The sequence below is a fragment of the Streptomyces marispadix genome (genome assembly GCF_022524345.1).
GTDB classification, from domain to species: Bacteria; Actinomycetota; Actinomycetes; order Streptomycetales; family Streptomycetaceae; genus Streptomyces; species Streptomyces marispadix.
This window is the reverse complement of the sequence record NZ_JAKWJU010000002.1, coordinates 6,512,043-6,523,473: the sequence shown is the minus strand read 5'-3', so window position 1 is coordinate 6,523,473 and position 11,431 is coordinate 6,512,043. Positions and strand designations below refer to the sequence as shown.

Annotated in this window: 9 protein-coding genes and 1 riboswitch; of the genes, 3 read left to right on the top strand and 6 right to left on the bottom strand. The window is 71.6% G+C overall.

Annotated elements, in window-relative coordinates:
- Positions 1-3 precede the first annotated feature (3 nt).
- Positions 4-134, bottom strand: a riboswitch (FMN riboswitch).
- A 315-nt stretch (positions 135-449) separates the two neighbouring features.
- The 3 genes from MMA15_RS27115 (at position 450) to MMA15_RS27105 (ending at position 3,902) form a co-directional block, all read left to right on the top strand.
- Complete coding sequence (locus MMA15_RS27115; protein WP_241062796.1) at positions 450-1,811, top strand: MFS transporter; 1,362 nt, start codon at positions 450-452, stop codon at positions 1,809-1,811.
- A 278-nt stretch (positions 1,812-2,089) separates the two neighbouring features.
- Positions 2,090-2,839, top strand: coding sequence for a DUF5995 family protein (locus tag MMA15_RS27110; RefSeq protein ID WP_241062795.1), 750 nt, complete (start codon positions 2,090-2,092; stop codon positions 2,837-2,839).
- Between the two features lie 133 nt (positions 2,840-2,972).
- Positions 2,973-3,902 carry a TIGR03619 family F420-dependent LLM class oxidoreductase gene (locus tag MMA15_RS27105; protein ID WP_241062794.1) on the top strand — a complete coding sequence of 310 codons (930 nt, stop codon included), beginning with the start codon at positions 2,973-2,975 and terminating at the stop codon, positions 3,900-3,902.
- Positions 3,903-4,007: 105 nt separating this feature from the next.
- Here the strand turns inward: MMA15_RS27105 and MMA15_RS27100 are convergent, their stop codons facing one another.
- The 6 genes from MMA15_RS27100 to MMA15_RS27075 form a co-directional block, all read right to left on the bottom strand.
- Positions 4,008-5,732, bottom strand: coding sequence for a flavin monoamine oxidase family protein (locus MMA15_RS27100; RefSeq protein WP_241062793.1), 1,725 nt, complete (start codon positions 5,730-5,732; stop codon positions 4,008-4,010).
- Between the two features lie 141 nt (positions 5,733-5,873).
- Entirely contained in the window at positions 5,874-6,677 is an 804-nt protein-coding gene (locus MMA15_RS27095) for a carbon-nitrogen hydrolase family protein (protein ID WP_241062792.1), read from the bottom strand.
- Between the two features lie 238 nt (positions 6,678-6,915).
- A complete protein-coding gene (locus tag MMA15_RS27090; protein WP_241062791.1) occupies positions 6,916-7,371 on the bottom strand; it encodes an Lrp/AsnC family transcriptional regulator in 456 nt (151 codons plus the stop codon).
- Between the two features lie 10 nt (positions 7,372-7,381).
- Positions 7,382-8,818: an amino acid permease gene (locus tag MMA15_RS27085; RefSeq protein WP_372498378.1), complete on the bottom strand. Its 1,437-nt coding sequence runs from the start codon at positions 8,816-8,818 to the stop codon at positions 7,382-7,384.
- Between the two features lie 286 nt (positions 8,819-9,104).
- Positions 9,105-9,842 (bottom strand): class I SAM-dependent methyltransferase, encoded by a 738-nt coding sequence (locus tag MMA15_RS27080; protein ID WP_241062789.1) that lies wholly within the window; start codon positions 9,840-9,842, stop codon positions 9,105-9,107.
- Positions 9,843-9,954: 112 nt separating this feature from the next.
- Complete coding sequence (locus MMA15_RS27075) at positions 9,955-11,262, bottom strand: MFS transporter (RefSeq protein WP_241062788.1); 1,308 nt, start codon at positions 11,260-11,262, stop codon at positions 9,955-9,957.
- Positions 11,263-11,431 lie beyond the last annotated feature (169 nt).

Genomic DNA, 11,431 nt, shown 5'->3' with positions numbered 1-11,431 from the left:
CCGCCGCGCACTGCCTCCCATCCGGACTTTCACCGTCGGTCCAGGAGTTTCACCTGGTCAACCGGCCGCTGGAGGCGACCGGGTCGCGGACTGTAACCGCCGGTTCGGACTTTCACCGACCCCGGAGTGCGCTGACGTCACTGGTACGCGACCAGTCTGCCACGGTGCCGGGCCCCCGGCGGCCGCACGGCCTGTGGGCTCACTCACAGTGCGTGCACGGTGGTGCTTCGCACGTGTCGACGGCTGTGCGAGGAGTTTCAGCCGCTTGCAAATGCCTTGCGAAAACCCCTTGTTCGGGTGCGTACGGCCCCCCGTACAGTGGCCCGGATCGCGCAGGCCGAAGGGGTACGGGCGCGGGCGCGGGTGATGCCGGAAGGCGCCCGCGGAGACAACCGACCACGGCGGCCGACGGCCGCCCGCAGTATGTAGAGGCCGGAGGATTCCCGTACATGCAGCAGACCGTCATCGAGGGCGCCACCCGCCGGGCACGGGTCGCGGTCTCCGTCGTCTTCACCGTGCACGGCGGGGTGAGCGGCAGCTTCGCGACGGCCATCCCGTGGATCCGGGAGCATCTCCAACTCGGCCACGGCTGGCTGGGGATGGCGCTGGTGTTCCTCACCGTCGGCGCCTCCGCCGCGATGCCGCTGTCCGCGCGGCTCGCGCACCGCTACGGCCCGCGCCGCACTCTCGCGTGGCTGTCGGTGATGTGCTGCGTTGGTCTTACGCTGCCCGCCTTCTCCCCCGGGCTGGTGTGGCTGTGCGTGATCCTCTTCGTCTACGGGTGCGGCCTGGGCCTGATGGACGTCGCGATGAACTCGCACGGCGTGCAGATCGAGGAGCGTTACGGCCGTTCGGTGATGTCCGGGCTGCACGGCATGTGGAGCGTCGGCACGCTGCTGGGCGGCGCGGGCGGCGCCCTCGCGGCGGAGACCGGGATGGACGGCAGGGTCCATCTGGGGCTGGTGGCCCCGGTGCTGGCGGTGATCGCGGTCGTCGCGTCCCGCTGGGCGCTGGACGTAGGGGAAGGCACCGCGGAGAAGGACGCGGCCCGGACCGCGACCGGGACCGCCGCCGGGGGCGAGACCTCCGCCGCCGCCGAGGCCGGGACGGGGACCGGCACCGGGACCGGGACCGGCGAGAGCGAAGGCGCAGAGACGAAGAAGGAGGAGCCGCCGCGCTTCGCGCTGCCCAGCCGTGCCGCCCTCACCGTCGGGCTGATGGGCTTCTTCGCGGTCTTCGCCGAGGGCGCTTCCATGGACTGGTCCGCCATCTATCTGCGTGATGTCACCCATGCCGATCCGGGCCTGGCAGCCTCGGCGTTCACCGCCTTCGCGTGCACGATGGCCGTCGCCCGGCTCCTGGGCGACGCCGTGGTACGGCGGCTGGGGCCGGTGCGTACGGTGCGTGCGTCCGGTCTGACGGCGGCCGTCGGCGGTGCGCTGGTGGTGATCGCCCGTACTCCCGCGCTGGCGATCGCGGGTTACGCGCTCATCGGCATCGGCGTCGCGGTGGTGGTGCCGCTGTGCTTCGCCGCCGCGGGCCGAATCCCCTCCTCCTCGCCCGGTCAGGAGATCGCGGGCGTCGCGACTCTGGCGTACGCCTCGGGCCTCGCTGCTCCCGCAGCGGTCGGCTGGATCGCGGAGGCCACGTCGCTCTCCGTGTCGTTCGGGCTGGTCACCGTGCTGCTGCTGGGGCTCGTGCTGGGGGCGGGGATGCTGCGTACGGAGGCGCGCACCACGGCCTCGGGCGTTCCCGGCGGCGCCTCCGCCAAGATGGAGGACGCCTCGGCCGCGGCCCCCGAGTCGCCCTGAGCGCACGGGACTTCGAAGCGGGCCAGGGCGGCCCGACTGAGGGGCCTGATCGGGGCCCCGCGCGGGACACGGCGCCGGAGCGAGTGTGCCGCCTCCCTGGAACGGCCCACGGACCCAGCCGACCCGACCGCCTCTCCGGACCCGGGCCCGCGACCGCGGCGACCGTGCCCTGGCGTACCCCACGTCCCTGCGTCCCCGACGGCCCCGGGGTCCTCCGTCCGGGCGCCCCGGCTGTCGTGTCCGCCGCCGCGCGCCACCCGGGCTGTCACGCTGCCCGCATGACGTCAGCCGAACGTACGCCGCTCCGGGACGGGCCCGGGCCGCGCCAGTCTCGTCCGATCCGGCCCCGTCCCCACGGCGGGCTGCGCTCCGTCGTGCACAGCCTCCGCGGCATCGCCGCCGAACTGCCGTACGGAGACGGCGTCGCCGTCTTCAACCGCGTCTATCTCACGGTGACGCGGGAGTTCCAACAGCACGTGGAATCGGGCTGGTTCAGCGACCGTGACTCGGCAGGGGAGCTGGGTGTGCGCTTCGCCGGGCGCTATCTGGCGGCGGTCGGCGCGCTGCGGGCGGGCAGCCGTGCTCCGGCGTGCTGGCGCCCGCTGTTCCGGCTGCGCCACCATCCTCAGGTACATCCCCTCCAGTTCGCCCTGGCGGGGATCAACGCCCATGTCGGGCACGATCTTCCGCTCTCGCTGCTCGCCACCTGCCGGGCACGGCAGGCTCGACCCGAGGAGCTGGAGGGCGACTTCGAGCGTGTGGGCGATCTGCTGACACTGCTGGAGGAGCGCATCCGCGAGGAGCTGATGCCCGGCCCGGACCTCCTCGACGCCGCCGACCCGCTCACGCATCTCGTGGGCTCCTGGAGCCTGGAGATGGCGCGCGGCGGGGCCTGGATGGCATTTCGCGCGCTGTGGGGTCTGCGTGAACTGCCCGAGCTGGCAAGGGAGTTCACCGAGCGGCTCGACGCGGGCACCGGAATGACCGGGCGGTGTCTGCTGACGCCGCTGCCGCCGCGCTGCGCATGAGCCCAGGGAGCGTGACCCGAGTGAGCAGGCGCCGTGAGCGCCGTGACGAGAGGGGTCGCGGAGGCGGAAGAGGGCAGTCTTGCAGGACGGGACGCGAGTCCCCGCCCCCACACACGATCCGTACGGAGGAGACATGACGCTGCGACTGGGCCTGGGGCTGCCGCAGATGAAGCACTTTGCGTCGGGCCGCGACGTGACGGCGGTGGCCCGGGAGGCCGAGGAGTTCGGCTTCGACAGTCTGTGGGTCTTCGAGCGGACCCTGGTGCCGGAGGAACCGGTCGACGGCATGTACGGCATCGACGGCAGGCCCTGGCCGGAGACCTTCCGCCATGTCGCCGACCCGTTCGTCACGCTCGCACAGGCGGCAGCCGTCACCGGCCGGGTGCGTCTCGGCACGTCGGTGCTGGTCGCTCCGCTGCACGCGCCCTTCGAACTGGCCCGTATGTTCGCCACGTTGAGCGCGGCCAGCGGCGGCCGCGTCGTCGCGGGCCTGGGCACCGGCTGGTCGCGTGACGAATACGCCGCCGCGGGCTCCGACTTCGCCCGCAGGGGTGAGCTGCTGGACGAGACGATCGACGTGTGCGAGACGGTGTGGAGCCCCGGCACCTCAGCGCACGAAGGGGCACGCACGCGCATCGCGCCCTCCGATGTGGGGCCCAAGCCGCCGGGCGGCCGTATCCCGTTGCTGCTCGCCGCGAGCAACACCCGCACCCTGGACCGGATCGCGCGCCGCGCGGACGGCTGGGCGCCCTCCCTGGCGACCCCCGAGGTCGTGGCCCGCAACCGTGCCAGGCTCCGCGAACTCGCCGAAGGGCACGGCCGCGACCCCGACTCCCTCACCGTCGTGCAGCGGTGCGGGGTGCAGATCACCGACAAGCCGCTGGGCCGCGACCGCAGGCCGCACCAGGGCAGTGTGGCGCAGATCGTCGAGGACCTCGCGGAGGGCGTGGCGGCAGGCGTCGACGAGTCGATCGTCGACTTCCAGAACTCGACTCGCGACGCGGTTGAACTGATGGACGCGGCAAGGGAGTTGTACTCGGCCATCCGGGCAGCGGGCATGTGACGCCGCCAGGTTTCGCATCCAGGGCCGGCTTTCGCCCCGCCGTCGCCTCCCGCCCGGCGCCCGTGCGCGCACGGGTTCCGGGCGGGAGCCGCGCCGGGCCGTCCCTCAGTCCTCCGGCAGCAGCACCGGCGCGATCTCGTCGTACACGTCGCCGGGTCCCGGGTTGGACGGATCGGTGCCGCCGCCGAGGTGGTGGAGCACTCCCCATACGGCGTTGATCGCGGTCTGTACCGCGCCCTCCGCCCAGCCCGCCGTCCAGGAGATGTCGTCCCCGGCGAGGAACAGGCCGCGCTTGTCCTCGGGCAGGTCGTCCTGCATGAAGTGGGTGAACAGGCGCCGCTGGTAGCGGTAGTGGCCGGGGAGGTTGGCCTTGAAGGCACCCATGAAGTACGGCTCGTCCTCCCAGGAGACCGTGAGGGGGCTGCCGGTGATGTGGCTGCGGATGTCGACGTCCGGGTAGATCTCACCGAGCGACTTCAGCATCACCTCCATGCGCTCCGTGGCGTCGAGCGGCAGCCACTTGAGGCTGTCGTCGCACCACGTGTACGACAGGCAGATCGCGGCGGGCCGGTCCGGGCCGTCGTCCAGCAGATAAGTGCCGCGCGTCATGCGGTCGGTGAGCGTCATGCTCATCACGTCGCGGCCGGTCGGCTCACCCCTGTCGTCGACGGCCTCGTCGAGCCAGAACGGCCGGTCCACGGGCACGAACAGCTTCGAGGACTCCATGTAGTGGGTGCGTTCCACCGCCGTCCAGTGGTCGATGGGCAGCAGCTCGTCATCACAGTCGATCTTGCTGAGCAGCATCCACGACTGGGCCGTGAAGACCGCTGCCCGGTAGGTGCGGATCGCGCCCGATGCGTCGGTGACGGTGATGCGGTTGCCCGCGGTGCGGTGCAGACGGGTCACGGCGGGCCTGGGCTCGCCCGCCTCGTGCAGCGAGGCCAGCGAGGTGCCGTGCGGCCAGTGGACGAGCTTGTCCGGCTCCATCTCCCAAAGGCGCAGCGGCAGTCGGCGGCTGCCGCCGACGATGCTGCGGTGGTCGTCGTCCGCGCCGGTGTAGACGACGCGCAGGATCTCCAGGATGGAGTTGGGGAAGTCGGTGTCCCAGCCGCCGGTGCCGAAACCGACCTGCCCGAAGATCTCACGGTGCCGGAAGGACGCGAAGGACTTCGAGGCGCAGAGGAAGCCGTAGAAGGTCTGGTCGTCCAGCTTCTCCACCAGCCGCGACCAGATCTCCCGGATGCGCGGCACGTCGCGTTCCCTCAACGCCCGCCGCATGGCGGAGAATTCGGCGCCCTCCTCCAGGCAGGCGTTCCAGGCGTCCATGACCTGGTGGAACACGGGCGGCAGGTCGTCGAGCGTACGGGCGTAGTACGAGCGGCCCTTGAGGTCGACGACCGTCGAAGGGGTCGCGGGCGCGAGGGGGTTGGGGAACGGCTTGGTCTCCAGCCCGGCGAGGTCGACATAGTGCTGGAAGGCAGTCGAGGACGGCGGGAAGCGCATCGCGCCCATCTCGGCGGTCAGTTCGCCCTCGCAGCCTTCGAAGCGCTCGGTGCGCAGCCGCCCGCCGATCCGGTCGGCCTCGTAGACGACGGGCCTGAGGCCGGTCTTCATCAGCTCGTACGCGGTGACGATGCCGGAGAGTCCGCCGCCGATCACGGCGACCTCGGTGCCGTGCTCGGTGGCGGGTACGGAGCCCAGGCCCGCGGGGTGGGCGAGGAAGTCGTCGTAGGCGAACGGGAAGTCGGGCCCGGACATGGTGGGCGGCTTCCCGGCGGCGTCGTCGTGAAGCTGGTCCTCGTGTACGGCGGTGGGCACCGTGGACGTCATCGGCGCAGTACTCCTCTCCGGGGTCGGGGGCGCGCGAGCGCAGGCGGGCGCGTTGCGCGTGGTGGCTGGGGGAGGTTGGGTCTGGGCAGTGAAGACGGGAGTGAAGTCCCGTCGGCCGCCGGTGAGTTCAGTCGGCTGCGTTCAGCCGGTCGCGTACAGCTCGGGCCGCCGGTCGTCGAGATAGCCGTTCTGCGTACGTGACTTGTGCAGCAGATCCGTGTCGGCTTCGCCGAGGAGCAGCGCCGCGTCGCGTCCGGCCCGCAGCGGCACACTGCCGTCGGGGGCGGCGAGAGCGCTCAGCCCGGCGAAGTCGAACTCCCCCTCGCGGCCGGTGCGGTCGGCGTACGCCACATAGAGCTGGTTCTCCCATGCACGGGCAGGTACGAGGGTTTCCGCGACGATGTCGTACGGACGCATCAACGCCGTGGGCACCACGAGCAGTTCGGTGCCCGCGAGTGCGTGGGCGCGTACGGCCTCGGGGAACTCCACGTCGTAGCAGACGAGCAATCCGACGCGGACGCCGTCCACTTCGGCCTGTACGACGAGCCGTTCTCCGGGGGTGAAGCGGCGCTTCTCGTAGTCGCCGTAGAGATGTGTCTTCCGGTAGTCCGCGAGGTGGGTGCCGTCCGGTCCGACGAGGGCGGCGGAGTTGTACAACTCCCCTGTGCTGGGGTCGAGTTCGGGATAGCCGTAGACGACTGCGACGCCGTGTGCGGCAGCGATGCGTGCGACCGCGCGGGCGGACGGGCCGTCGGCGGGCTCGGCGCGGGCGCAGATCCCGCCCGAGGGGTCGTAGCCGGTCAGGGACAGTTCGGGAGTGACGAGCAGCCGTGCGCCCCCGGCGGCGGCCTCGCGGGCTGCGCACTCCAGCGCGGCGAGACCGTCCTCCACGGTGCGGGGCGCACCGGCGGGGCCCTGTCGTAGGGCGAGGCGCAGCGACGGCATGGGACCTCAAGGGCTGTGTCGGGGCGTATGGCGGCGGGGACGGGGCGCGGGCCCCGTCCTGGGCGCTCGTGCTCGTACTCATACGGACGTGCAAGGGAACACTTCGAAGGTACGGCCGCAAAGCGACGGGCGGCAAGACTGATCCATTGCGCATCCGGCAGCGTTCCGTTGCGTGGATACGAACCTGTACGGAGATTCGTTGCGCGGAAGCAGCCGGGACCGCGCCGCGCTCAGTACGTCAGCGTGGCGCGCCCGACGTGTAGCGGCGCAGCAGCGGCGAGAGCACAAGCACCGACTTCGTGCGTTCCACGAAGGGTTCGCCCGCGATGCGTTCCAGCACCTGCTCGAAGTGGCGCATGTCTGAGGCGAAGACCTGCACCATCGCGTCGGCCTCGCCGGTGACCGTGGACGCGGAGGCCACCTCCGGATAGCGGGCGAGGGCGCGGCGGATGTCCTCGGGCCCGGTCTTCGAGCGGCAGTACATCTCGATGTATCCCTCGGTCTGCCAGCCGAGCGCCGCCGGGTCCACCCGCACGGTGAACCCGGTGACTACGCCCTCGGCGCGCAGCCTGTCCACGCGGCGCTTGACGGCGGGCGCGGACAGGCCGACCTCGGCGCCGATCTCGGCGTAGGAGCGCCGGGCGTCCTGGGAGAGTTCGTGGACGATGCGTTCGTCGAGTTCGTCGAGGGTCACTGCGTGCCGGTCACTCCTCCGTGCTGGCGGACTTCGGCCCGGCCGCCGCAGCCGTGCCGTCCGGCGCGGTCCGAAGGCGCGAGCGCCGCATTCCGTAGCCGAAGTACACCACAGCGCCCACGGCCATCCAGAGCCCGAACACCTGCCAGGTGACGGCGTCCAGGGAGAACATCATCCACAGGCACAGCCCCAGCCCGGCCAGCGGGAAGAGCGGCGAGAGAGGCACCCGGAAGGTACGCCTCATGTCCGGGCGCGTACGCCGCAGCACGATCACCGCGACGTTGACGAGGCCGAACGCGAAGAGCGTGCCGATGCTGGTGGCGTCCGCGAGGCGCCCCAACGGCACGGCCGCGGCGAGGAGTCCGCAGAACGCGGAGACGATCACGGTGTTGGCGCGGGGGCTGCCGCTGCGCGGGTCGACCTTGGAGAAGACGGAGGGCACCAGGCCGTCGCGTGACATCGCGAAGAGGATGCGGGTCTGCCCGTAGAGGACCGTCAGCACGACGGAGGCGATGGCGACGACCGCGCCGAAGGCGAGCAGCGTCGGCCAGAAGCCCTGCCCGGTGACGCTGTGCAGGATGCCGGAGAGCGCCGCCTCGCTGCCCTCGAAGTGCTGCCAGGGCGTGGCGCCGACGGCGACGGCCGCGACCAGGCAGTACAGCGCGGTGACCAGTACGAGCGAGAGAAGGATGGCGCGGGGCAGGTCGCGCTGCGGGTCCTTCGCCTCCTCCCCGGCCGTGGACGCGGCGTCGAAGCCGATGTACGAGAAGAACAGGGTGGCGCCTGCGGCGCTCACTCCGGCCATGCCCAGCGGCATGAAGGGCTGGTAGTTGCCCGCGCGCACCCCGGTGGCGGCGACGGCGCAGAAGAGCAGCAGCGCCACGACCTTCACCGCGACCATGACGGTGTTGGCCCGTGCGCTCTCCCTGGCGCCGCCGAGCAGGAACGCCATGGCCAGCACCACGACGAGCAGCGCCGGCACGTTGAAGAGCCCGCCGTCGCCGGGCGGCGCCGAGAGCGCCTGCGGCAGTGTCACGCCGAGCGTGCCGTGCAGCAGCTCGTCGATGTACTGGCCCCAGCCGACGGCGACTGCCGCCACCGACACCCCGTACTCCAGCAGCAGGCACCAGCCGCACACCCAGGCGACCAACTCGCCCATCGTGGCGTATGCGTAGGAGTAGGAGGAGCCGGCGACGGGGATCGTGCCCGCCAGCTCCGCGTAGGAGAGCGCGGAGAAGAGGGCCGTCAGCCCGGCGATGATGAACGAGACGACCACCGCCGGGCCCGCGTCCGGGACGGCCTCGCCCAGGACGACGAAGATGCCGGTGCCCAGGGTCGCGCCGATGCTGATCATCGTGAGCTGCCACAGCCCGAGGCTGCGCCGCAGCTCTCCGCCCTCGCCGTGGCCGCCCTCGGCGACGAGCAGTTCCACGGGCTTGCGGCGCATCAGCCGCGCGGCGCCGCCCGTCCGCACGTCCGGGGTCTTCTGGATGTGCGGGCCTGTGTCCCGGTCCAACACGGCAGCGGCCTCCTCGCTTGTCGATCAGCTACGGCGCAAGACCCTACGAGCCGTGGCCGACGGCCGGTAACGGGGGACCCTTGCGCGTGCGCGGCGATCCGTTGCGCGAACGGGGCGCTGCGCGGCGAATCGTTCAGCGGGAGGGGCGCGGGGTGGCGGGATCACGGGTTGGGTCGGGGCGGCGCCCCGGGCCGGGGGGGGTCGCGGGGTGCGTTCAGGAAGCAGGGGAGGAAGCGGGAGTGGGAGAGGCGGGATCACGCTCGACGCGGGCGCGCACCCAGGTGCGGTCGTCGGTGAGATAGGAGTCCACGGCGAGTCCGGCCTCCGCGAGCGCCGCCTCGAAGCGCGGCCGGGGAAGGTTCCGGGAGTAGAACGTCTGAGTCCAGCGTGCTCCCCCGAAGTCGTATGCGAGGCACGTACGGGACGCGCCGTCGCCCGCCGGTTCGAGGGAGACGACGGTGACGGTCAGCTCGCCGCGGCTCCAACTCGACCCGGGCTCAAGGCTGTCGTGCAGTCCGTCGCGCTCCCGCTGGATGAGGACGTGCCCGCCGGGTGAGGTGTGCCGGACGCAGGTACGCAGCAGCCGGGCGCGATGCGCGTCGTCGGCGGTGTTGACGAGGAACGAGGCGAGCAGCACGGCGTCGAACCGGCGCCCCAGATCGAGGTCTTCGATGGGCGCTCGCACGGCCGGCGCGACGGGACGCACATGAGCGAGCATCCCCTCGGACTCGTCCACGGCCGTCACCTGAAGCCCGGCCGCCACCAGCGGCCTGGTCATCCGGCCCGCGCCTGCGCCCAGTTCGAGCAGCGTGGCGCCCGGCGGCAGCGCGGCGGCGACGATCTCCGCCTCGCCGTTGCCGGGCAGTCGGGCGTACAGGTCGACGGAGCAGCCGTCGGGGGTGAATTCGCCGGGGCCGGTGCCCGCGTGTCCGTCTCGGTTGAAGGAGGTCATACGGGCATGGCAGCACCGGAACCGCGAAAGTGGCAGAGATTCGGCCCGGCACGAATGGGCGCCGAGGCGAAGGGTGTTGGGGGCGGCAGGGTTCCCGCGGTGCGGGGTCGAGCTACCGCTCCAGCGGCTTCTTCGCTCCCTCCGGCAGCTTCAGATACACCAGGGCGGAGATCAGGCACAGCGCCGCCACATACCAGGGGAAGGCGCCGGGGCGGCCCAACTCCTTGAACAGAGTGCCCATGTAGGGGGCGGTGCCGCCGAAGAGGGCGACCGTCGCCGAGTACGGGAACCCGATGCCGGAGGCCCGTACACGCGCGGGGAAGACCTCGGCGTTGACCGCGGCGGCGACGGATGTGTAGCCGGTCAGCAGGATCATGCCCGCGCACTGCACGAGCAGCAGCGAGGCGAACGAGTCGGTGATCGAGTTCAGCAGCGGCACGCACAGCACGGCGAAGCCCACGGAGAACGTCAGCAGCAGCGGCTTGCGTCCGACGCGGTCGGAGAGCATGCCGCCCAGCGGTTGCAGCAGCGCGAAGAACGCCAGCGACACGGTGCCGATCAGCAGTGAATCGCCTTTGTCGAAGCCGACGTTGACCTGTGCGTACGTCGGCAGATACGAGGTCCAGGTGTAGTAGGCGATGGTGGCGCCCGTGGTGATGCCGCAGATCAGCAGCGACTCCCTCGGGTGGGTGCGCAGCGCTTCGAACAGCTTGGGCCGGGGCGCCGCCTGCTGCTCGGCGCTGCGGGTCTCCTGCGAGCTGCGCCTGATCCAGAAACCGACGAGGCTGAGCACCGCACCGAGCACGAACGCCGCGCGCCAGCCCCACTGGTGCATCGCGGCGTCGTCGACGCGGGCGACGAGCAGCGCGGTGACACCGGAGGCGATGAGCTGCCCGACGGTGGTGGAGACGTACTGGAAGCTGGAGAACAGCCCGCGCCGCCCCGGCCCCGCGGACTCCACGAGGAAGGTGGTGGCGGCGGCGAACTCGCCCCCCACGGAGAGCCCTTGGAGCAGCCGTGCGACCACGAGCACGACCGGGCCGAGCAGTCCGGCCGCGGCGTAGGTCGGGGTGAGCGCCAGCAGGAGGCTGCTGCCGCCCATCAGCAGGATGGTGGCCGTCAGCGCGGCACGGCGTCCACGGCGGTCGGCGATGGCCCCCAGCAGAAGCCCCCCGATGGGCCGCATGAAGAAGCCGACGGCGAAGACGGCGAACGTCGACAGCAGCGGGACGAGGGAGTCGTCCGCGCTCGCGGGGAAGATCTCGTCGGCGATGAAGGTGGCGAGGAAGGTGTAGGCGAGCCAGTCGTACCACTCGACGGCGTTGCCTACGGAGGCGGCGAGCAGTTGGCGGCCCGGGCGCATCGGCGGGGCCTCGCCGGCTGCCTTCGCGGGCCCGGGGGCATCGGTGGGCTGCGTCATGGGCGGTCATCTCCCCAGAAATGATGTGGGCACACGCGTGTGAACGGATGCTCACGAAACCCGGCGGGGGCACGGCCGCGTGCTCGTCCCGCGCCGTCCATGACACTTCTGTGAGCCGTCTGACGAACCCACAGAGAAATCACAAGAACGGTCTCCAGGGTGTGCGCGC